Annotated in this window: 16 protein-coding genes; 8 read left to right on the forward strand and 8 right to left on the reverse strand. The window is 74.0% G+C overall.

The window, feature by feature from the left end:
• Window positions 1–2 precede the first annotated feature (2 nt).
• The 3 genes from D7318_RS13825 (at window position 3) to glgP (ending at window position 5,048) form a co-directional block, all read left to right on the forward strand.
• A complete protein-coding gene (locus D7318_RS13825) occupies window positions 3–1,076 on the forward strand; it encodes an ABC transporter ATP-binding protein (protein ID WP_120697258.1) in 1,074 nt (357 codons plus the stop codon).
• Complete coding sequence (locus D7318_RS13830; protein ID WP_120697259.1) at window positions 1,073–2,206, forward strand: ABC transporter ATP-binding protein; 1,134 nt, start codon at window positions 1,073–1,075, stop codon at window positions 2,204–2,206. The genes D7318_RS13825 and D7318_RS13830 overlap by 4 nt, the downstream gene beginning before the upstream one ends.
• A gap of 277 nt (window positions 2,207–2,483) precedes the next feature.
• The gene (gene glgP / locus D7318_RS13835; protein WP_120697260.1) at window positions 2,484–5,048 is read left to right on the forward strand and encodes an alpha-glucan family phosphorylase; all 2,565 of its coding nucleotides are present in this window, start codon (window positions 2,484–2,486) and stop codon (window positions 5,046–5,048) included.
• Window positions 5,049–5,114: 66 nt separating this feature from the next.
• Here glgP and D7318_RS13840 read toward each other — a convergent pair whose 3' ends face one another.
• Window positions 5,115–6,980 carry an ABC transporter ATP-binding protein gene (locus D7318_RS13840; RefSeq protein WP_120697261.1) on the reverse strand — a complete coding sequence of 622 codons (1,866 nt, stop codon included), beginning with the start codon at window positions 6,978–6,980 and terminating at the stop codon, window positions 5,115–5,117.
• Window positions 6,977–8,776, reverse strand: coding sequence for an ABC transporter ATP-binding protein (locus tag D7318_RS13845; RefSeq protein ID WP_120697262.1), 1,800 nt, complete (start codon window positions 8,774–8,776; stop codon window positions 6,977–6,979). The genes D7318_RS13840 and D7318_RS13845 overlap by 4 nt, the downstream gene beginning before the upstream one ends.
• Window positions 8,777–8,914: 138 nt before the next feature.
• Between D7318_RS13845 and D7318_RS13850 the strand changes: the two genes are divergently transcribed.
• Window positions 8,915–9,217: a hypothetical protein gene (locus D7318_RS13850; RefSeq protein WP_183091408.1), complete on the forward strand. Its 303-nt coding sequence runs from the start codon at window positions 8,915–8,917 to the stop codon at window positions 9,215–9,217.
• A gap of 20 nt (window positions 9,218–9,237) precedes the next feature.
• Here the strand turns inward: D7318_RS13850 and D7318_RS13855 are convergent, their stop codons facing one another.
• From D7318_RS13855 to D7318_RS13865, 3 genes are all read right to left on the reverse strand, one after another.
• The gene (locus tag D7318_RS13855; protein WP_408055488.1) at window positions 9,238–9,717 is read right to left on the reverse strand and encodes an ATP-binding protein; all 480 of its coding nucleotides are present in this window, start codon (window positions 9,715–9,717) and stop codon (window positions 9,238–9,240) included.
• 100 nt (window positions 9,718–9,817) lie between these two features.
• Window positions 9,818–10,615: an enoyl-CoA hydratase/isomerase family protein gene (locus D7318_RS13860; protein WP_120697264.1), complete on the reverse strand. Its 798-nt coding sequence runs from the start codon at window positions 10,613–10,615 to the stop codon at window positions 9,818–9,820.
• An 85-nt stretch (window positions 10,616–10,700) separates the two neighbouring features.
• The gene (locus D7318_RS13865; RefSeq protein WP_120697345.1) at window positions 10,701–11,846 is read right to left on the reverse strand and encodes a L,D-transpeptidase; all 1,146 of its coding nucleotides are present in this window, start codon (window positions 11,844–11,846) and stop codon (window positions 10,701–10,703) included.
• Window positions 11,847–12,157: 311 nt separating this feature from the next.
• Between D7318_RS13865 and glgX the strand changes: the two genes are divergently transcribed.
• The 4 genes from glgX to metG all read left to right on the forward strand — a co-directional run bounded on the left by glgX (window position 12,158) and on the right by metG (window position 19,586).
• Entirely contained in the window at window positions 12,158–14,359 is a 2,202-nt protein-coding gene (gene glgX, locus D7318_RS13870; RefSeq protein WP_230423712.1) for a glycogen debranching protein GlgX, read from the forward strand.
• Between the two features lie 117 nt (window positions 14,360–14,476).
• The gene (locus tag D7318_RS13875; RefSeq protein WP_120697266.1) at window positions 14,477–17,368 is read left to right on the forward strand and encodes an AfsR/SARP family transcriptional regulator; all 2,892 of its coding nucleotides are present in this window, start codon (window positions 14,477–14,479) and stop codon (window positions 17,366–17,368) included.
• A 62-nt stretch (window positions 17,369–17,430) separates the two neighbouring features.
• Window positions 17,431–17,910 (forward strand): VOC family protein, encoded by a 480-nt coding sequence (locus D7318_RS13880; RefSeq protein ID WP_120697267.1) that lies wholly within the window; start codon window positions 17,431–17,433, stop codon window positions 17,908–17,910.
• Between the two features lie 77 nt (window positions 17,911–17,987).
• A complete protein-coding gene (metG, locus tag D7318_RS13885; protein WP_120697268.1) occupies window positions 17,988–19,586 on the forward strand; it encodes a methionine--tRNA ligase in 1,599 nt (532 codons plus the stop codon).
• A 229-nt stretch (window positions 19,587–19,815) separates the two neighbouring features.
• On the opposite strand, the gene D7318_RS13890 is transcribed toward metG, so the two are convergent.
• Genes D7318_RS13890 through D7318_RS13900 form a run of 3 tightly spaced genes read right to left on the reverse strand, consistent with a single transcriptional unit; the run spans window position 19,816 to window position 22,798 of the window.
• Complete coding sequence (locus D7318_RS13890) at window positions 19,816–20,682, reverse strand: HpcH/HpaI aldolase/citrate lyase family protein (protein WP_183091407.1); 867 nt, start codon at window positions 20,680–20,682, stop codon at window positions 19,816–19,818.
• A complete protein-coding gene (locus tag D7318_RS13895; protein WP_120697269.1) occupies window positions 20,679–21,920 on the reverse strand; it encodes a CaiB/BaiF CoA transferase family protein in 1,242 nt (413 codons plus the stop codon). Before D7318_RS13895 ends, D7318_RS13890 begins: the two co-directional genes overlap by 4 nt.
• A complete protein-coding gene (locus tag D7318_RS13900; protein ID WP_120697349.1) occupies window positions 21,917–22,798 on the reverse strand; it encodes a ribokinase in 882 nt (293 codons plus the stop codon). Before D7318_RS13900 ends, D7318_RS13895 begins: the two co-directional genes overlap by 4 nt.

Below are 22,798 nucleotides of genomic sequence, written 5' to 3' on the forward strand. Positions count from 1 at the left end.
CCATGTCCCTGCTGTCCGTTGACGAATTGACGGTCACCTTCACCGGGCGTGGCACGCGCGATGTCAACGCCGTCTCCGGGGTGTCGTTCTCCGTGGACGAGGGCCAGGTCGTCGGCCTGGTCGGCGAGTCCGGCTGCGGCAAGAGCGTCACGTCGCTCGCGCTGATGGGCCTGCTGCCCAAGCGGGGCGTGCGCGTGGGCGGGCGCGCGCTGTTCCGCACCAAGGGCGGTGGGTCGACCGACCTGCTCACCCTCGGCCGCTCCGCGCTGCGCGACCTGCGCGGGCCCCAGCTCGCGATGATCTTCCAGGACCCGCTGTCCTCGTTGAACCCGGTCGTCCCCATCGGCGTCCAGGTCACCGAGATCCTGGCCCGGCACCGCGGGATGCGCGGCAAGGCCGCCCGCGACCAGGCCGCCCACCTGCTGGAACGCGTCGGCATACCCGACCCGACGCGGCGCCTTCGCGAGTATCCGCACCAGCTCTCGGGCGGCATGCGCCAGCGCGCGTTGATCGCGATGGCCGTCGCGTGCGCCCCCCGGCTGCTGATCGCCGACGAGCCGACGACGGCCCTCGACGTCACCATCCAGGCGCAGATCCTGGAGCTGCTCAAGGAGCTGGTGGACGACCAGGGCACCGCGCTGCTGATGATCACCCACGACCTCGGCGTGGTCGCCGGGCTGTGCGACGACGTCAACGTGCTCTACGCGGGCAAGGTCGTCGAGGCCGCGGGGCGGCGCCCGCTGTTCGCCGCGCCCGCGCACCCGTACGCGCACGGCCTGCTCGGCTCGATCCCCCGGCTCGATTCGCCCCGCGGCGAGCCGCTCAACCCCATCCGCGGCTCGATCAACGACACGATCGCGTGGGGCGACGGCTGCGCGTTCGCGCCCCGCTGCGACTTCTACACCCTCGCGTGTCTCGAGGGCGCCCCCGCGCTCGCCGACCTTCCGGGCGCCGAGCCCGCCGCCCACCTGGTCCGCTGCGTCAACCCCGTGCTGAACGAGGCCCCTGGCGCCGGTGACGCCGACGACGCCGGGGCCGACACGGAGTCCGACACCACGAAGGAGGCGTCCGCGTGAGCCTGCTCGAACTGGACGACGTCAAGGTCCACTTCCCCGTCAAGCGCGGCGTGCTGTTCGACCGCACGGTCGGCCACGTCTACGCCGTCGACGGCGTCTCGCTCTCCGTGACGGCGGGCCAGACCTATGGCCTGGTCGGCGAGTCGGGCTGCGGCAAGACGACGCTCGGCCGGGCCATCCTGCGGCTCAACGACATCACCGCGGGCCATGTCGTCTTCGACGGCACGGACCTGGCGGCCCTGCCCGACGAGGAGATGCGCCGGGCCCGCCGCCGCCTCCAGATGGTTTTCCAGGACCCGCTCGGCAGCCTCAACCCCCGGCAGAACATCGAGTCGATCCTCGCCGAGGGCATGGCCGCGCACGGCATCGGCGCCGATCGCGAGGAGCGCCGCACCCGCATCCTGGAGATCCTGGAGCGCGTGGGCCTGCCCGCCACGGCCCTGTCCCGTTACCCGCACGAGTTCTCCGGCGGCCAGCGCCAGCGCATCGGCATCGCCCGCGCGCTGGTCCTCGAGCCCGACCTGATCATCTGCGACGAGCCGGTCTCCGCGCTCGACGTGTCGATCCAGGCCCAGGTGCTCAACCTCCTCGAGGAGCTCCAGGACTCGCTCGGCCTGACCTATGTGGTCATCGCCCACGACCTGGCCGTGGTCCGGCACATCTCGGACGTCATCGGCGTGATGTACCTGGGGCAGCTGGTCGAGGAGGCGCCGAGCGACGTCCTCTACGCCGAGCCGCGCCACCCGTACACGCGCGCGCTGATGTCGGCCGTGCCCGTGCCCGACCCCGACCTGGAGGACAGCCGCGAGCGGATCCTGCTCCGCGGCGACCTGCCGTCCCCGGCGAATCCGCCGACCGGCTGCCGCTTCCACACCCGCTGCCCGTGGCGGCAGGCGGAGCGCTGCGACACCGAGCGCCCCGCGCTGACCGACATCGGCGGCGGCCACCGGGTGGCCTGCCACTTCGCCGCCGAGATCGCCGACGGCACCCTCGAGCCGGTGCGGGAGCTGGCCCCCAAGCTGCTGGGCGCCGAGACCCCGGCCGCCGAGGTCCCCGCCGAGGTCCCCGCCGACGCGGCGGCCCAGCGGGAGAAGGGGGAGCGGGGGGAGAAGGAGAGCACGACACCCTGACCGGGTGATCCCGGAGAACGGCCTCACGGCGCCGGGCGCGGTGTGCCCCCGGGCCCTTGGGCCCCGTCCGTTCCGGGCGAAGCCCGGGACGCGGCACCCGGACGCAGTCCGGGGGACCGAGCCGAGCGCGGCCCGGGCCCGGCCGGTCGTGCCCGGCAAGGGCCAGGCAAGGGCCAGGCAAGGGCATAGTCCCCGGGGGTGGTTTCGCGGTGGCATTCCCGCCGAATCGGCCGGGATCCACCGGTGCCGCCCTCGGGGCACGGCTACGGTCGGGAACGTGAAGGCCATCCGTCGTTTCTCCGTGCGCCCCGTCCTTCCCGACCCCCTCCGTCCCCTTCAGGAGCTGGCGTTCAACCTCCGCTGGTCCTGGCACCCCGAGACCCGTGAGCTGCTGCGCTCCGTGGCCCCCGACGACTGGGCGGCCGCCCGTGAGGACCCCGTGCGGCTGCTCGCCTCCGTCTCCGCCGACCGGCTGGCCACGCTGGCCGCCGACCGCGGCTTCCTGCGCCGCCTCGGCGTGGCGATCGGCGACCTGCGCGACTACCTGACCGAGCCCCGCTGGTACCAGCAGGCCGACACCAGGGCGGGCGGCGAACTGCCGCGCTGCATCGCCTACTTCTCGCCCGAGTTCGGCATCACCGCGGCCCTTCCGCAGTACTCGGGTGGCCTGGGCATCCTGGCCGGTGACCACCTCAAGGCGGCCAGCGACCTGGGTGTCCCGCTGATCGGCGTCGGCCTCCTCTACCGCCACGGCTACTTCAGGCAGAGCCTGTCGGCCGACGGCTGGCAGCAGGAGCACTACCCCGTCCTCGACCCCCACGAGCTGCCGCTCGCCCCCCTCACGGAGGCCGACGGCTCGCGCACGCTGGTGCAGCTCGCGCTGCCCGGCGGGCGCGCGTTGACCGCGCAGATCTGGCAGGTGCGGGTGGGCCGCGTCCCGCTGCTGCTGCTCGACTCCGACCACCCCGAGAACGGCCCCGCCGAACGCGACGTCACCGACCGCCTCTACGGCGGGGGCGGCGAGCACCGGCTGCTCCAGGAGATGCTGCTCGGCATCGGCGGCATGCGCGCCGTCCGCGCCTACTGCCGCATCACCGGGCACGCCGAGCCCGAGGTGTGCCACATGAACGAGGGGCACGCCGGGTTCCTCGGGCCCGAGCGCATCAGGGAGCTGGGGGAGCGCGGCGTGGACTTCGACGCCGCCCTGCGGGCCGTGCGCGCCGGGACCGTCTTCACGACGCACACCCCGGTGCCCGCGGGCATCGACCGCTTCCCCGAGGAGCTGGTGGCCCGCCACTTCGGCGAGAGCGCCGAGCTCGCGACGCTCGGCACCGAGGCGCTGCTCGCCCTCGGCAGGGAGACCACGGAGGAGGGCGCGCCCGCGCAGTTCAACATGGCGGTCCTCGGCCTGCGCACCGCCCAGCGCGCCAACGGCGTCTCGGTGCTGCACGGCCAGGTGAGCCGCGGCATGTTCGCGTGGCTCTGGCCGGGGTTCGACGCCGAGGAGGCGCCCATCGGGGCCGTGACCAACGGCGTCCACGCGCCCACCTGGACGGCCGACGCCATGCTCCGCGCCCGCGCCGCCACCCTGACCGACGCCGAGCTGTGGGACCTGCGGCGCACCCTGCGCGAGCAGCTGGTGCACGAGGTGCGCGCCCGGCTGCGCGCGGCGTGGCGGCAGCGCGGCGCGGGCCAGGCCGAGCTCGGCTGGGTGGACGACGTCCTCGACCCCGACGTGCTCACGATCGGCTTCGCGCGCCGCGTCCCCTCCTACAAGCGGCTCACGCTGATGCTGCACGACCGCGAGCGGCTGCGCGGCCTGCTGCTGCACCCCGAGCGCCCCGTGCAGATCGTGGTGGCGGGCAAGGCGCACCCGGCCGACGACGGCGGGAAGCGGCTCATCCAGGAGCTGGTCCGCTTCGCCGACGACCCCGCGATCCGCCGCCGCATCGTCTTCCTGCCCGACTACGGCATGGCCATGGCGCGCTCCCTGTACGCGGGCTGTGACGTCTGGCTCAACAACCCCCTGCGCCCCCTCGAGGCGTGCGGCACCTCGGGCATGAAGGCCGCGCTCAACGGCTGCCTCAACCTCTCGGTGCGCGACGGCTGGTGGGACGAGTGGTTCGACCCCGACTTCGGCTGGGAGATCCCCACGGCCGACGGGCTCGCGGCCGAGGAGCCCGACCGCCGCGACGCGATCGAGGCCGCCGCGCTCTACACGCTGCTCGACGAGCAGGTCGGCCCGTGCTTCTACGACCGGGGCGTGGGCAGGGGCGGGCTGCCCATCCGTTGGCTCGAGATGGTCAGGGCCACCCTCGACCGCCTCGGCCCCCGGGTGCTGGCCGACCGGATGCTGCGCGAGTACGTCACCGGGTTCTACGCGCCCGCCGCCGCGTCGCACCGCGCGATGACGGCCGAGGCGGCGGGCGAGCTGGCCGCGTACGCGCGGCGCGTGCGGGAGGCGTGGCCGCGGGTCGCCGTCGAGCATGTGGAGCCCGGCACCGAGGCGCCGACGCTGGGCGGCACCGTCTCGCTCAAGGTGCGCGTCGCGCTGGGCGATCTCGACCCGGGCGCGGTGGAGGTGCAGGCGGTCACCGGGCGTGTGGACAGCGACGACACGCTCGCCGACCCCGGGTACACGCAGCTCAAGCCGGACGGGGGGCCGGATCTCGAGGGCCGCTGGACGTTCACGGGCGAGCTGACGCTGCACCGCCCCGGCCCCTTCGGCTACACCGTGCGCGTGCTGCCGTCCCATCCGCTGCTGGCGCACCGGGCCGAGCTGGGTCTCATGGCCCTGCCGGACGGCGAGCTGGTCGAGTCGTCGGGCGTCCTCTTCCGTTGACCCGACGCGACGAGCCCCCGCCGCCGACCCGGTGGCGGGGGCTCGCGCATGCCGCGGGCGGGTGCCTCAGGCGAGGCTGTCGCGCCAGGCCCTGTGCAGGTCGGAGAAGCGCCCTGTCCCCGCGATGAGCTCGGCGGGCGGGCCGTCCTCGACGAGCCGACCCGACTCCATCACCAGGACCCGGTCGGCGATCTCGACCGTGGAGAGCCGGTGCGCGATCAGCACGGCCGTCCTGCCGCGCAGCACCGTCTCCATCGCCTCCTGCACCGCCTTCTCGCCCGGGATGTCAAGCGAGCTGGTGGCCTCGTCGAGCAGCACCACCGCGGGGTCGGCGAGCAGCACGCGGGCGAACGCCACCAGCTGCCGCTGCCCCGCCGAGATCCGGCCGCCGCGCTTGCGGACGTCCGTCTCGTACCCGTCGGGGAGCGACGCGATGAAGTCGTGCGCCCCGATCGCCTTGGCCGCCCGTTCGATCTCGTCGGGGGTGGCGTCCGGCTTGCCGATCGCGATGTTCTCGGCGACGGTGCCGGAGAAGAGGAACGCCTCCTGCGTCACCATCACGACGCCGCGCCGCAGCTCGGCGGTGCTCAGCTCCCGCAGGTCGGTGCCGTCGAGCAGCACCCGGCCCTCGGTCGGGTCGTAGAACCGCGCGAGCAGCTTGGCCAGCGTGGACTTGCCCGCGCCCGTCGCGCCCACGAGCGCGGTCGTCTGCCCGGCGGGGATCGTCAGGTCGAACGTCGGCAGCACCTCGCCGCCCGTCCGGTACGCGAACCGCACCCGGTCGAAGACCACCTCGCGGCCCGGGCGTCCGTCGGCGCGCGGCGGCAGCTCGACGGGCCGCTCGGGCTCGGGCACGTCGGGCCGCTGGGAGAGCAGGCCCGAGATCTTGTCGAGCGAGGCGACGGCGGACTGGTAGTTGTTCAGGATCATCGCGAAGCGGTCGAGCGGGTCGTACAGGCGCCGGATGTAGAGCGCGCCCGCCGCGAGCGCGCCGAGCTCCATGTCGCCCGAGGTCACGCGGTGCGCGCCCCACAGCACGATGCCCGCGGTCGCGAAGCTGGCGATCAGCCGGGAGATCGTCACGAAGCGGGCCATCTCCAGGATGGTGTCGCCGTTGACCCGCTCGTGCCGGGCGTTGAGCCGGTCGAACGCCGCGTCGTTGGCCCGCTCCCTGCGGAACGCCTTGACCGGGCGGATCCCGTTGAGCGTCTCAGAGAACTTGACGATGACCGCGGCGATCGCCGACGACCGCTCGCTGAAGCGCCGGGCCGAGCGCCGCCGGTAGTTCCGCACGAGGAGGTAGAGCGGGATGAACGACAGCAGCGCGGCGCCGCCGAGGCCCACGTCCAGGTAGAACAGCAGCCCGCCGATGTACACGATCGAGACCAGGATGATGAGCATCTCCTGAAGGCCTTCGTTCAGCAGCTCGCGCAGCGACTGGACGTCGCTCGTGGAGCGTGAGATCAGGCGGCCCGAGGTGTACCGGTCGTGGAAGTCGAGGCTGAGGGCCTGCGCGTGGCGGTAGATCCGGCCGCGCAGCTCGAGCAGGATGCTCTGGTTGATCCGGGCGGCGACCCGGATGAACGTGTACTGGAGGAGCCCGGCGCCCAGCGCGCACACCAGATACGCCACGGCCACCGCGACCAGCGGGCCGTGGTCGTCGTCGCGGACGGCGGGCACGCCGCTGTCGATCGCGTATGCCACCAGCAGTGGCACCGCCTGCACGGCCGCCTGCTGGGTCAGCAGCAGCGCGGCGCCGAGCGCCACCCGCGCGCGGTGCGGGCGCAGCAGCGAGAACAGCAGCGTGCGCGAGGCGTCGCGCGGGGCGGGCAGGGTGTCCTGGGCGAACGGGTCGGACGCGGCCCCCGGGATGTGCTCGTCGCCGGGCTCTGGCGCCGCCTGTTCGTGCTTCTCGGGAACGGTGGTCGTCATGACGCGGGAACCTCCGTCCGCTCGCCGGTCATCAGGTGCCGGTACTCGTCGTTGGAGTGCAGCAGCTCGGCGTGGGTGCCGACGGCCGCGATGCGCCCCCCGGAGAGCAGCGCGACCCGGTCGGCCAGCTGCACGGTGGACGGGCGGTGCGCGATGACCAGCGCCGTCGTGTCGGCGAGCACCTCGCGCAGCGCCGCCTCGACGCGGGCCTCGGTGTGCACGTCGAGCGCGGAGAGCGGGTCGTCGAGGACGAGGAAGCCGGGGCGGCCGACGACCGCGCGGGCCAGGGCGAGCCGCTGGCGCTGGCCGCCCGAGAGGCTGAGCCCCTGCTCGCCGACCTCGGTCAGCGGGCCCTGGGGCAGGGCCGCCACGAAGCCGTCGGCCTGGCCGACGCGCAGGGCGCGGTCGAGGTCACCGGGGCCCGCGTCGTCGGCGCCCATCAGGACGTTCTCCTCGACGGAGGCCGAGAACAGCGTCGGCTCCTCGAACGCGAGGGCCACGCGGGCGCGGACCTCGCGGCGGGGCAGGGTGGCGATGTCGGTGCCGTCGAGCAGGATGCGGCCCGAGGTGACCTCGTGGAGGCGGGGCACCAGGCCGATCAGGGTGGTCTTGCCGCTGCCCGTGCCGCCGACCAGGGCCAGGGTCTCGCCGGGGCGGATATGGAGGTCGACGCCGTCGAGCACGGGAGGGGAGTCGGGTGGGGCGTCGGGAAAGCGGAAGACGACGTTCTCGAACACAAGACCGTCGGGGGCGTCCCCGTCGTCCGGGCCCTTCTCGCGGGCGGTCTCGGGCGGGACCTTGCCGTCCATGACCTCGAAGAAGCGGTCGGTCGCGGTGGCCGCCTCGTTGCACAGGGCCAGCAGGAAGCCGATCGACTCGACCGGCCAGCGCAGCGCCATGGCCGTCGTCATGAACGCCACGAGCGTGCCCGCGGTGAGCGTGCCGTCGGCGACCTGGCCGACGCCAAGGACCAGCGCGACGCCGAGGAACAGCTCGGGCAGGGCCAGGATGACCAGCCAGATCGCGGCCAGCAGCCTGGCCTTGTGGATCTCGGTGTCCATCAGCTCGCGGGAGAGCGCCCTGAACGCCCGCGCCTGGCTGCGGTGCCTGCCGAAGCCCTTGATGACGCGGATGCCGAGGATGGACTCCTCGACCACGGTGGTGAGGTCGCCCATCTGGTCCTGGGCGCGGCGGGCCACGACCGAGAACTTGACCTCGAAGAGCCAGCACATCCCGATCAGCGGGATGACGGGGACGATCAGCACCAGGCCGAGCAGCCAGTCCTGGGCGACGAGCACGCCGAAGCCGATGAGGATCGTGGCGCTGTTGACGATGAGGAACGTCAGTCCGAACGCCAGGAACATCCGCAGCAGCTGGAGGTCTCCCGTGCCGCGGGAGAGCAGCTGCCCGGTGGGCCAGCGGTCGTGGAAGGTGACCGGGAGGCGCTGCACATGGCGGTAGAGCGCGGCGCGCATGCCCGCCTCGACCCCGGCGAGCGGGCGGGCGACCAGCCAGCGGCGCAGCCCGAACAGCAGGGCCTCGAGCACGCCGACGAGGAGGAGGACGCCGCCCCCGAGCCACACCCCGGCGGTGTCGCCTTCGGCGACGGGCCCGTCGACGATCCACTTGAGGACCAGGGGCATGACCAGGCTCATGGAGGCGGCGACGACGGCCACGCCAGCGGCGCCGAAGACGCGCGCCCTGACGGGGCGCACATAGGGCCACAGCCGGAGGAGGGAGCGGACGACGGAACGTTTTCGGGCAGGGGACGCTGGGGGATCGGCTGAGGCAGACATCGGATCGAGCGTACGATCCGCGTCTGACAGTTCCCACGGGTTTTTGGGCGTAGGACCCGCGTCGTATGCCACCGTCACGGGGCACGGTCGGGGCAGGACCGGTGGGCACTGTCGGTGGGGCGTTCTACGCTGGCGCGCATGACTCAGCAGTCAGAGCTGCGGGACGTGCAGGCGGCCCTGCGGACCGCGACCGACATCGCCTTCGACCAGGAGCCGCCCACGGGTGAGCAGGCCGAGGTCCTGGTGGACGCGCTCCGCAGGGCGCTCGCCTCGGCGCGGTCCCTGAGCGACGGGCCAGGGGCGACCGGCTGCCGCGAGCACCCGCGCGGTGCGGTCGACCCGCTCCACGGCGACCCCGATGACCCGCTGCCGCCCGGCTGGGGCCGCTGCCTGTTGTGCAACGACCGGCGGCGCCGCGCGACCAGGGGCCGCAGACCGTAGGACATCGGCCCGGCGGGCGCTCAGGCGTGGGGTGCCCGGCAGGCGATCCGCATCTCGAACCACGTGCACTTGCCGTGCGGCAGCAGGTCGACGCCCCACCGGTCGGCCAGGGTGTCCACGAGGAAGAGGCCCCTGCCGCTGGTGACGTCCATGTCGCGGACGGGCAGCTGGCACGGGAGCGCGCGCGAGGGGTCGCGGACCTCGACGCGGATCCATCCTCTTCGGCGCCGGATCCGCAGCCCGAAGACCGGGGCGCCGGCGTGCCGCACGGCGTTCCCCACGAGCTCGGAGACCAGGAGCACCGCGTCCTCCGCCAGCTCGGGCGGCAGCATCCACCGCTGCTTGAGCTGCCGTTCGGTCAGTCTCCTGGCGATGCGCGCCGAGCTGGGCTGGGAGGGGAGGCGGATCTCACCGGCGGAGGGATCGCGGGACAGCGCGTCCTCCGCCCTTTCCACGACATCCCGCAGGGGGGCGTCCGCCGCTGCTGACATGCCCCCCATCATGGCGTGCATATGCCCCGCGCGTGGTCGGTTCCGGGGTAACCGCCTCTCGTGGGGTGACTGTTCCTGGTGTGGTCGCCCACATATGCCGAGGGCAGCGTCAGTCCCTGGGCCAGAAACGGGCCTTTCCCGGGCCCTCCTCCACAAAGCTGCGCATGCCGTACGCGCGGTCCTCGGTCGCGAACAGCTGGGCGAACCAGGCGCGTTCGACGGCGAGACCGGTCGTGAGGTCCGTCTCGACGCCGGTGTCGACCGCCTCTTTCGCCGCGCGCAGCGCGGTCGCGGGGCCCGCGGCGAGGCGGGCGGCCCAGGCGTGGGCCTCGGCGAAGACCTCGCCCGCCGGGAGCACGCGGTCCACCAGGCCGATGGCCAGCGCCTCGTCGGCGCCGACCGTGCGCCCGGTGAAGATGAGGTCCTTGGCGCGGCTCGGCCCGATCAGCCGGGGCAGCCGCTGGGTGCCGCCCGCGCCGGGGATCAGGCCGAGCAGGATCTCGGGCTGGCCCAGCTTGGCGTCGTCGGCCGCGAATCGCACATCAGCGCAGAGGGCCAACTCGCAGCCGCCGCCCAGGGCGTAGCCGGTGACGGCCGCCACGACCGGCTTGGGGATGGCGGCCACGGCGCTGAACGCGTCCTGGAGGCCCCGCGCGCGGGCGACCATGGCCGTGTGGTCCATGGCGCGCATCTCCTTGATGTCCGCGCCCGCCGCGAACGCCTTCTCGCCGCCCCTGACGACCACCGCCCGCACGTCGTCGCGGGCGGTGATCTCGGCGGCCAGCTCGCGCAGCCGGTCCTGTGTGGCGATGTCGAGCGCGTTCATCGGCGGGCGGTCGAGGCGGATGGTGCCGACCCCGTCCTCCGCCACCTCCAGGTGCACGGTCGTCGTGCGATCAGGCGTCATGAGGGTCAGGCTAGCCAGCCCGCCCCTGGCATCTCCCGGCGCGGGCCCGGTCGTTCGCCGGTCCTTCCCGCCGGTCCTTCCTTCGTCACTGCCCCGCGCCCCACTCGTCCCAGGGCATGTTCCAGCCGTTGAGGCCGTTGTCGGGGGCGATGACGTCGTCCTCTGAGTTGATGACCTCGACGACGTCGCCGATGATCGAGTTGTCGTAGAACCACGCGGCGGGCGTGTCGGGGTCGCCCGCGCCCCTGGTGTCGTCGAGGCCGACGCAGCCGTGGCTGACGTTGTCGCGGCCGAACGTGTCCGAGCTGGCCCAGTAGTTGCCGTGGATGAACGTCCCCGACGTGCTCAGCCGCATCGCGTGCGGCACGTCGGGGATGTCGTACTCGCCGCCGAAGCCGACCGTGGCGCCGTCCATGCGGGTCTCGCGGTGCTTCTCGGTGATGACCATCCTGCCGTTCCACGTGGGCGTGGCCTCGGCGCCCGTGGTGACCGGCACGGTCCGCAGCTCCTCGCCGTCGCGCACGACGCGCATCTCCTTGGCCGCCGCGTCCACGGTGGTGACCTGGGAGCGCCCGACGGTGAAGGTCAGGTCCTCGCGGAGGGTGCCGTAGACGCCTGGCGCGCCCTCGACGCCGCGGACGCGGAAGCTCACCTCGACCTCGGTGCCCGCCTCCCAGTACTCCTCGGGCCTGAAGTCGAGCCGCTGGGTGCCGAACCAGTGCCCGCGCACCTCGGCGCCCGAGTCGGCGGTGATCCGCACGGCGTCGCGCACGGCGGCGGTGTCCTCGATGGGGGTGTCGAACGTCAGCGACAGGACCATCCCGACGCCGACGGTGGCGCCGTCGGAGATGTTCCAGTTGGTGGTGAACGTCTCGTCGGCGGCCACGGTGGTGAAGCCGGACCCGGCGGTGGCCTCCCGGCCCTCGGCGTTCTCGCCGACCGCGGTGACGGTGTAGGCCGTGTCGTTGGCCAGGTGCTCGTCGGGCTCCCAGCCGGTCGCGTCCTCGGTCAGCTCGCCCGGCACCTCGGCGCCGTCGGCGTCGGTGACCGAGACGCCGGTGAGCGTGCCGTGCTCGGCGCTGACCCGCAGCTCGCCCGAGGTGGCCACGTCGGTGGCGCCGTCCCCCGGCGCGATGGCTATCTCGACCGCGGGGGCCTCGGTGGCCGAAGGCGATCCGCCCTCCGGCTCCTCCTCACCGCTCCCGCTGCACGCCGTCGCGAGCAGCAGCATCAGGGTGCCCACCAGCACCGGGACCGGTCGCGTCCGCACGATCGCCCTCTCCCCCTCGGGACCCCCTCGGGCCCCGGCGCGGCAATATCATCACATCGCAACGAGCCCCGGCTCCCCGCCGATTGTCACCGTTCCGTCGCAGTTCGGCGCCGCGCCGGGGAGCGGGCGCGCCAGGGGCGGTCCGACAAAACGCCCCATTCGCGGCAGAGCTGGTTGAATGCCTTAGGGATCCGGGGTCCGGCGGCCGACCGCGCGTGAGGGCGGCCCTGCCACCGGGCAGGATCAGGGCGAGCGACCATGGGAGGGCATACGTGTCCCAGCCGACCGAGCGCGTGAAGACCGATGTCTGGCCCGGCCGTCCGCAGCCGCTCGGCGCTCGCTTCCGCACGGGTCCCGACGGGGTCGAGGGCACCAACTTCGCCCTGTGGGCCGGCGGCGCCGACGCGGTGGAGCTGTGCCTCTTCGACGACGAAGGACACGAGACCCGGTGCTCCCTCGATGAGCTCACCCATGAGATCTTCCACGGATTCGTGCCCGGCATCCGCCCGGGACAGCGCTACGGATACCGGGTCCACGGCCGCTGGGACCCCGCCTCGGGCGCCCGCTGGAACCCCGCGAAGCTGCTGCTCGACCCCTACGCCAAGGCCGTCGACGGCGACTACGGCCGACTGCCCGCCGAGGTCTACGGGCACCAGCGCGACCATCCCCGGCAGGACATCGCCGACACCGTCCGCGACGACCGCGACTCCGCGCCGTTCGTCCCCAAGGGCGTCGTCGTCCACGACACCGAGACCTGGGTGGACGACATCAGGCCCAAGACGCCCTGGGCCGACTCGATCATCTACGAGCTCCACGTCCGCGGCTTCACCACGCGCCACCCCGCCATCCCGCCCGAACTGCGCGGCACCTACGCCGGGTTGGGCCACCCCGCCGCCATCGAGCACCTGACGGGGCTCGGCGTCACCGCCGTCGAGCTGCTGCCCGTGCACCAGTTCGCGCACGAGGACCACCTGCTGCGCCGTGGCCTGCGCGACTACTGGGGCTACAACTCCATCGGGTACTTCGCCCCGCACGCCGCCTACAGCGCCTCCGGCACCCGGGGTCAGCAGGTCGGCGAGTTCAAGCGGATGGTCCGCGCGCTGCACGCCGCGGGCATCGAGGTCATCCTCGACGTCGTCTACAACCACACCGCCGAGGCCAGCGAGCTCGGCCCCACCCTCTCCCTGCGCGGCATCGCCAACCCCGGCTACTACCGGCTCGCCGATGACCCCAGGCGTTACGCCGACTACACGGGCTGCGGCAACACCCTGCACGTCGTCCAGCCCCAGGCGCTGCGGCTCATCACCGACTCGCTGCGCTACTGGGTGACCGAGATGGGCGTGGACGGCTTCCGCTTCGACCTCGCCGCCGCGCTCGCCCGCTCGTTCCACGACGTCGACATGCTCTCCCCCTTCCTCGCCGTCATCGCCCAGGACCCGGTGCTGCGCCGCGCCAAGCTGATCGCCGAGCCGTGGGACGTCGGCTCGGGCGGGTACCAGGTGGGCGCGTTCCCGCCGCTGTGGACCGAGTGGAACGACCGTTACCGCGACACCGTCCGCGACTACTGGCGCTCCGCGCTGCCCGACGTCCGCGACCTCGGCTACCGGCTCTCGGGCTCCAGCGACCTCTACGCCTGGGGCGGCCGACGCCCCTACGCCTCCGTCAACTTCATCACAGCGCACGACGGCTTCACCCTGCGCGACCTGGTCTCCTACGAGCACAAGCACAACGAGGCCAACGGCGAGGACAACCGCGACGGCAGCAACGACAACCGCTCATGGAACTGCGGCGCCGAGGGCGAGACCGACGACCCGGGGGTGGCCGCCCTGCGCCGCCGCCAGCTGCGCAACATGCTGACCACCCTGCTGCTGTCCACCGGCGTCCCCATGCTGGTCGCGGGCGACGAGATGGGCCGCACCCAGGGCGGCAACAACAACGCCTACTGCCAGGACAACGACATCAGCTGGATCGACTGGTCCCTGCGCGACGACCCCGCCTGGCGCCCGCTCCTCGACCTGACCCGCCGCCTGATCCGGATGCGCGGCGAGCATCCGGTGCTGCGCCGCCGCGCGTTCTTCTCCGGCCGCCGCCAAGGGCCCGAGGGCATAAGGGATCTGGGCTGGTTCACCGCCGAGGGCCGGGAGATGACGGAGAAGGACTGGTACACCCCGAGCGCGACGCTCGGGATGTTCCTCTCGGGCCGCGACATCCCGCAGCGCGACGCCAAGGGGCGGCCCGTCACCGACGACAGCTTCCTCGCGGTCCTGCACGCGGGCGCCGAGCCCCTCCGGTTCCCGCTGCCCGCCCAGCCGTGGGCCGACGCCTACTCCCTGCTCGTCGACACCTCGCGCGAGGACCAGGACGCCCCGCCGGGCACCGTGCACCGCGGCGGCGACACCCTCACCGTTCCCGCCCGTTCGGTCCTGCTGCTGCGCGCCCTCCCGCTCGCCGCCACCGCCCCACCGGCGCGTTGACGGCCGCTCGGGCCGCTGAACAGGCTCGGGCCACCGAGCGAGCGGTGGCGATTGATTAGTCTGTGGCGAGCGGGGGACCGATCGGGGGGCCGGACGGGAAAGATCAGGGGTGGGGTCGTGAACGGGGTGGAGTTCAGGCTGCTCGGGGTGGTCGGCGTGTGGCAGGGGGAGAGGCGCCTCGGCCCTTCGACCGCCCAGCAGCGCACGGTGCTCGCGATGCTGCTGCTCGAGCCGGGGCGCGTCGTCCCCGTCGACCGGCTGGTCACCGCGCTGTGGGGCACCGAGCCCCCGACCACCGCGCGCAACGCCGTGCACGGGCAGGTCTACCGGCTGCGGCGGCTGCTCGCCCCGTTCGCCGACGGCGCCGTGCTCACCACGTCGAGGCAGGGCTACAGCCTGGCCGTCGACGAGTCGCGCGTCGACCTGCACCGCTTCCGCGCGCTCGTGCGCGCCACCAGGGACGGCGACCCCGACGAGGCGGGCGACCTGCTGCGCACCGCGCTCGGCCTGTGGCGCGGCCCCGCGCTCGCCGACGTGGCGGGCGGCTGGCTGCCCGAGGTCACCGGCCCGGGTCTTGAGGACGAACGCCTCGCCGCCGTCGAGCGGTTGGCCACCCTCGACCTGGCCGCGGGCCGCCACCAGGACGTGGTCGCCGAGCTCACCCCGCTGGTCGCCGCCGACCCGCTGCGCGAGGGCCTGGTCGGGCACCTGCTGACCGCGCTCCACCGCGCGGGGCGGCGCGCCGAGGCGCTCGCGCTGTTCCGGCGGGTGCGGCGGGCGTTCGCCGACGAGCTGGGCATCGAGCCGGGCGATGACCTCCAGCGCCTCCACCAGGCCGCGCTCAGGGGCGAGGAGCCCGCGCCCGCCTCCGCCCCCGCGCCCCCCACCGCGCCGCCCCCCGCCGAGGTGCCGCGCCAGCTGCCGCGCGACACCGACGGGTGCGTCGAACGCCCCGAGCAGGCCGCCCTCCAGGCGCTGCTGCCCGCGCGGGACGGCGAAGGGGCGGGCGGCGAAGGGGCGGGCGCGATGCCGATCTGCGTGCTCACCGGGCCCGCCGGGGTCGGCAAGACCACCCTGGCCGTCCACTGGGCGCACCGCGCGCGCGACGCCTTCCCCGACGGCCAACTCCACGTCGACCTGCGCGGCTTCGGGCCGAGCGACGCCGCGATGACCCCGGCCGAGGCGATCCGGCTGTTCCTCGAGGCGCTCCCGGTGCCACGGGACCGCGTCCCCGCGGGCTTCGACGGCCAAGTGGCCCTCTACCGCAGCGTGTTGGCGGGTCGCCGGGTGCTTGTCGTGCTGGACAACGCCCGCGACTCCGACCAGGTCCGCCCGCTGCTGCCCAACGCCCCCGGCAGCCTCGTCCTGGTCACCAGCAGGAACGAGCTGACGGGCCTCGTCGCGTCCGAGGGCGCGCGAAGGCTGCCCGTCGGCCTGTTCTCCGACGCGCAGGCCCGCGAGCTGCTGGCCCGCAGGCTCGACCCGGCCAGGCTGGCCGCCGCCCCCGACACCGTCGACGACATCGTGCGCCGCTGCGGCGGCCTGCCGCTCGCGCTCGCCATCGCCGCCGCGCGGACCGGCGCCCGCCCCGGGTTCCCGCTCGCCGCGCTCACCACGGGGCTCGGCGGGTCACCGCGCGACCTCGACGTGTTCGACGGCGGCGAGGCCAACGCCGACGTGCGCACCGTGCTGTCCTGGTCCTACCGGGCGCTGAGCCCGGGCGCCGCGCGGCTGCTGCGGCTGCTCGGCCTGGTGGAGGCCGAAGACATCGGCTCCGACGCGGTGGCCAGCCTCGCCGGGATCGCGCCGGGCGAGGCCGGTCGGCTGCTGACCGAGCTGACCCGCGCCCACCTCGTCACCGAGCGCGCCCCTGACCGGTACGGCTGGCACGACCTGCTGTGGGCGTACGCGCACGAGCTCAGCCTGGCGCACGACCCGGAGCCCGAGCGCGCCGAGGCGCTGCACCGGCTGTTCGACCACTACCTGTCGGGCGCGTTCCGGGGCGACCAGCTGATCAACTGGCACTACCGCGTCGAGGTCCCGCCGCCCCCGCCGCGGCCCGGCGTCGTCCCCGTGCGGCTCGGCGACCGCGCGGACGCGCTCGACTGGTTCAGGGGGCAGCGCCGCGCGCTCGTGGCCGCCGTGCGGCAGGCCGAGCAGGGCGGCCACGACACCCACGCGTGGCAACTGGCCCGCGCCATACGGTCGTTCCTCTTCCAGCAGGGCCTCACCCTGGAGCAGGCCGAGGTGCACCGCGTCGCCCTGGCCGCCGCCCTGCGGCTGCCCCACCACCCGGCCGCCGCCGCGCACGCCCGCTTCGGCCTGGGCCAGGCCCAGCTGCGCCTCGGCGCGTTCGACGAGGCGCGCGCGGAGCTCGAGGCCGCGGGCGACGTCTTCCGCGCGCTGGGCAGCGGCGCCGACCAGGCGGGCGTCCTGTCGCTGCTCGGCGTCATGGCCGACGAGCGCGCCACCGCCGAGGACGACCCCGCGGCCCTGGACGCGGCGGTCGCGTTCAACGAGGAGGCGCTCGCGCTGTACCGCGCCCTCGGCCACCGGGCGGGCGAGGCGCGCTCGCTCAACAACGTCGGCTGGTGCCGGGCGCGCCGCGGGGAGTACCGCGCCACGCTCGAGCACTGCGAGGCCGCGTACGCCATCCACCGCGAGCTCGGCGACCCCCTGGGCGAGTCCGCGGCCCTCGACAGCATCGGGTTCGCCTACCAGGGCCTGGGCGAACCCGAGCGGGCCATCGAGTACTACGAGCGCTCGCTGCGGTGGCGCCGCGGGCAGGAGCAGGTCTACGAGGTGAACACGCTCATCAAGCTGGGCGGGGCCCAACTGGACGCCGGGCGGCGCGCGGAGGGCGAGGCCACGCTGCGCTCCGCCCTGCGCCTGGGCGAGGCGCTCGCCCACCCTGGCGTCGCGGCCGTCCGCGCCACCCTGGCCGCGCTCGACGCCGCGCCCGACGCCGCGCTCGACGACGGCGCGGAGGAGTCGCGGACCGGCCGATGAGTTCCGCCCCTCGGGCCGGTCCACCCTCGTGAGAACCGGTCCACTCCCGAGGGGAACGCCCCATGCAGAAGATCACCACCTTCCTGTGGTTCGACGACCAGGCCGAGGAGGCCGCGGCGTTCTACACGTCCCTGTTCGACGACTCCCGCGTCGTGGACGTCCAGCGGTACGGCGAGGCGGGCCCGGCCCCGGCGGGCACGGTCATGACCGTGACGTTCGAGCTGGCGGGCCAGCGGTACATCGCGCTCAACGGCGGCCCGCACTTCGCCTTCACCGAGGCCGTCTCGCTCTATGTCGACTGCGCGGACCAGGCCGAGGTCGACAGGCTGTGGGACCGGCTGACCGCCGAAGGCGGCGAGGAGAGCGAGTGCGGCTGGCTCAAGGACAGGTACGGCCTGTCGTGGCAGATCGTCCCGCGCTTCCTCACCGACACCATCGGCGGCCCCGACCGGGCCGCGGCGGAGCGCGTGACGCGGGCCATGCTGGGCATGCGGAAGCTCGACGTCCACGCGCTCCAGCGCGCCGCCGCGGGCGAGGACTGAGCGGCGCGGGCGCGTCGTTCGGCCGCGGGGCAGTATCCGTTTCCGCTTGTCCGCGGCGCGCGGATAGGATCCCCGGCATGGCGGCCACCGGATCAGATCCAGGGACCGGGGCGAAGGCGTACTACGTCTCGACCCCGATCTATTACGTGAACGACGCTCCCCATCTGGGCCACGCCTATACGACCGTCGCGGGCGACGTGCTCACGCGCTGGCACCGCCAGCGCGGCGAGAAGGTGTGGTTCCTCACCGGCACGGACGAGCACGGCCAGAAGATCATGCGCACGGCGGAGGCCAACGGCGTGTCCCCCCGGGAGTGGGCGGACACGCTGGTGGCCGACGCCTGGAAGCCCCTCTGGCAGCACCTCGACATCGCGAACGACGACTTCATCCGCACCACGGAGAAGCGGCACACGGACCGGGTGCGGGAGTTCTTCCAGGCGCTCCACGACAAGGGCGAGATCTACCCCGGCGGGTACGAGGGCCCCTACTGCGTGGGCTGCGAGGAGTACAAGGTCCCGGGCGAGCTGCTCGACGGCGAGGGCGGCGCGAAGCTGTGCCCGATCCACAAGCGGCCGGTCGAGCTGCTGAAGGAGGAGAACTACTTCTTCAGGCTCTCCGACTACGGCCCCAGGCTGCTCGAGCACTACGAGGCCAACCCCGGCTTCATCCAGCCCGAGTCCGCGCGCAACGAAGTGATCAACTTCGTGCGCCAGGGCCTCACCGACCTCTCCATCTCGCGCTCCACGTTCGACTGGGGCATCCCCGTGCCGTGGGATACGCGGCACGTCATCTACGTGTGGGTCGACGCGCTGCTCAACTACGCGACGGCCGTGGGCTTCGGCGCCGACCAGGAGCGCTTCGAGTCCATCTTTCCCGCCGACGTGCACCTGGTGGGCAAGGACATCCTCCGCTTCCACGCGGTCATCTGGCCCGCGATGCTCATGGCGAACGGGCTGCCGCTGCCGGGCAAGGTCGCGGCCAACGGGTGGCTGCTCGTGGGCGGCGAGAAGATGTCCAAGTCCAACCTGACGGGCATCAAGCCGCAGGACCTCACGTCGCACTTCGGCGTGGACGCCTACCGCTGGTACTTCCTGCGCGCGATCGCGTTCGGCCAGGACGGGTCGTTCTCGTGGGAGGACTTCCAGGTCAGGTACACCTCCGAGCTGGCCAACGACTACGGGAACCTGGCGTCCCGCGTCGCCGCCATGATCGGCAAGTACTTCGACGGCGCGCTGCCCGAGCCCGGCGAGGCGGGCGAAGCGGAGCGGTCCCTGCACGAGGCGCTGGCCACCGCGGTCACCGAGGCGGACCGGCGCATCGGCGACGAGCTCGACTTCCAGGGCGGCATCGCGGCGGTCTTCGACTTCATCAAGCGGGTCAACGGCTATCTGACGGCGCAGGAGCCGTGGAAGGTCGCCAAGGACACCTCGGAGCCCGCGCGGGCGCGGCTGGCGACGATCCTGTACACGGCGGCGGAGTCGCTGCGCGCGATCGCGGTGCTGCTGCACCCGGTGATGCCGACGACGTCCCGCGCGCTGTGGGACTCACTCGGCGCGGACGAGGCCCTGGGCGACCTGGCGGCCCAGCGCGTGGGAGAGGCGGCCCGCTGGGGTCAACTCCCGCCCACCACCCCGATCACCAAGGGCGCCCCGCTGTTCCCGCGCCTTGAGGAGTGACGCCTCCCGCGGGGTTCGACGTCGGGGTGGCCCCCGGCTTTGTCGCCTCCGGCGGGGGTTGGTGGTTGTGAGGGCCCCGGGAAACCGGGGCCTTCGGCGTTCCGGCGCCGCCTCGCGGCGCCCGCGGCGGGCGGATTGATGTTCCGGCCTGTGGGTGGGCGCCCCAGGGGAACGCGCTTGTTCGCGCTGTCGGGCTTCGGTGCGGGCCTCGGCCCCCCCGGAGGGCCCCTCAAGGCGACCGGGGGGCGCGGGGTCGCCGTTCCGATGCCCGCCCGGCGAGGGCAAGGGTGCGGTGCGCCGCCGCCACCACCGCCGCGTCCACGAACCGGCCGTCGGGCAGCGACAGGGCGCCCGCCTCCGTCCGCGCGGCGCCCACCACCTCGTGGGCCGCCTCGACCTCCGCCGGGGTCGGCAGGAACGCCCGCTCGATGACCGGGAGTTGGCGGGGGTGGATCGCCGTGCGGCCCAGGAAGCCCAGGGCGCGGCCCTCCGCGCACGAGCGCGCCAGGCCCTCGGTGTCCCTGATGTCCGGGTACACCGACTGCGCCGGGGGCGCGAGGCCCGCCGCGCGCGCCGCCACGACCGTGCGGGAGCGGGGCCAGGCCAGGCCCGCCGGGTCGGACACCCCCAGGTCCGCGCGCAGGTCCGCCTCGCCGAGCGCGAGACCCGCCACCGCCGGGTGGGCCATGGCGACGGCGTGGGCGTTCTCCACGCCGAGCGCGCTCTCCAACAGCGCGTACAGCGGCGGCACATGGGCGGCCCAGCCGGCGACCCGCGCGACATCGCCCGGGCCGCTGACCTTGGGCAGCCGCAGCGCGTCGAGCCCGGGCAGCGGGGTCAGGCGCCGCACCTCCGCCTCGGCGAGCGGCCCGTCGAGCGCGTTGACCCTGACGTGCACCGGCACGCGTCGGCGCTCGCCCAGCAGCTCGGCCGTCGCGTCGAGCGCGTACCGCTTGCGCTCGGGGGCGACCGCGTCCTCCAGGTCCACGATCACCACGTCGGCGCCCGAGTCCAGCGCCTTGGCCACCACGTCGGGGCGGTCGCCGGGGACATACAGCCACGTCAGATACGGGGCCTGGGCCACGGCGGCGGTCACAGGGCGCCCCCCGCGCGCAGCGACGCGATCTCCTCGGGCGACAGGCCGAGCCCGCCGAGCACCTCGTCGGTGTCGGCGCCGTGCGGGCGGCCCGCCCAGCGGATGGCGCCCGGCGTGCCCGAGAGGCGGAAGAGGACGTTCTGCATGCGGACCGTGCCCAGCTCCTCGTCCTCGACCTCGGTGATCGAGCCGAGCGCCCTGTACTGCTCGTCGGCCATGACGTCGCGGATGTCGTTGATGGGCGCGATGGCCGCCTCGGCGCGTTCGAACGCCTCGATGACCTCGGCCCGTTCATGCCGGGCGATCCAGGCGCCGACCGCCTCGTCGAGGTCGTCGGCGTGGCTCGCGCGGCCCGCGCCCGTCGCGAACCACTCCTCGTCGATCACCTCGGGCCGCCCGACCAGGCGCATGACGCGTTCGGCGATCGACTGCGCCGACGTGGAGACGGCGACCCAGCGGCCGTCGGCGGTGCGGTAGGTGTTGCGGGGGGCGTTGTTGGCCGAGCGGTTCCCGGTGCGCCGCTGCACATGGCCGAGCTGGTCGTACCAGAGCGGCTGGGGGCCGAGGACCGTGAGCATCGGCTCGATGATCGCCATGTCCACGACCTGGCCCTGGCCCGTGCGGTCGCGGCCCGCCAGGGCCGTCATCACGGCATAGGCGGTGGTCAGCGCGGCGATCGAGTCGGCGAGGCCGAACGGCGGCAGCGTCGGCGGCCCGTCCGGCTCACCGGTGATCGCCGCGAAGCCGCTCATCGCCTCGGCCAGCGTGCCGAACCCGGGACGCCGCGCGTACGGGCCGAACTGGCCGAACCCGGTGACCCGCGCGAGGACGAGACGGGGGTTGGCCGCGGACAGCTCGTCCCAGCCGAGGCCCCACTTCTCCAGGGTGCCGGGCCGGAAGTTCTCGATGATCACATCGGACTCGGCGGCCATGCGCAGCAGCACGTCCCGGCCGCCCGAGGTGGAGAGGTCGAGGGTGATGGCGCGCTTGTTGCGGCCGAGGAGCTTCCACCACAGGCCCACGCCGTCCTTGCTCGGGCCATGGCCCCGCGACGGGTCGGGGCGCCTCGGGTGCTCGACCTTGATCACCTCGGCGCCGAAGTCGCCGAGCATCGTGGCCGCGAGCGGGCCGGCGAACAGGGTGGCCAGGTCGAGGACGCGCAGCCCTTCGAGGGGGGAGGGCGCTTCCTGGCTCGTCGCTTCCTGGTTGATGTCCTGGGTTCCTGGTGCGTCGTTCATCGGGCGTCCTGGAGTTGCGTGGTGGTGTGCAGGGTGTCGATCTCCTCGCGCGTCGGCATGGACGAGGAGGCGCCGGGGCGTTGAACGGCGTGGGCCGCGGCCGCCGCGGCCCACGCCATGGCGTCCGCCATGGGGCGGCCCTCCCCCGCGGCCACGGAGAGGGCGCCGACGAACGTGTCCCCCGCGGCCGTCGTGTCCACCGCGCGCACCGGCAGCGCGGGGACGGTGAACGGCTCCACGCCGCGCGCGGCGTAGAGGCTGCCCGCCTCGCCCAGGGTGATGACCACCTCGGGCACCAGGTCGAGGAACGCGACCGCCGCGCGGCGCGGCACATGGTGCCCGGTGAGCGCGGCGGCCTCGTGCTCGTTGGGCACCAACAGGTCGGTGAGGGCGAGGAGTTCGTCGGGGAGCGGCTGGGCGGGCGCGGGGGTCAGTACGGTGCGCACGCCCCGCGCGCGGGCGGCGCGCGCGCCCGCGAGCACGCCCTCCATCGGCAGCTCGAGCTGCATCAGCAGGGCGTCCGCGGCGGCGATGCGCTCCTCGTCGCCGGGGGCGAGCCCGGTGACCGTGCCGTTGGCGCCAGGGACGACGACGATCGAGTTGCCGCCGTCGTCGTCCACGACGATGTGCGCGATGCCGCTCGGCCCGTGAACGGTGCGCAGCGCGGCCGTGTCCACGCCCGCCCCTTCGAGCGCCGCGCGCAGCCTGGGCCCGAGGTCGTCGTCGCCGACCGCGCCGATCATGGCGACGGCGCCGCCCGCGCGGGCGGCGGCGATCGCCTGGTTGGTGCCCTTGCCGCCGGGGACCGTGCGGAACTCCCGGCCCGACACGGTCTCGCCCCGGTGCGGGGCGGCGCGCGTGTAGGCGACCAGGTCCAT

This window comes from Streptomyces radicis (assembly GCF_003626575.1).
Lineage (GTDB): Bacteria > Actinomycetota > Actinomycetes > Streptomycetales > Streptomycetaceae > Streptomyces > Streptomyces radicis.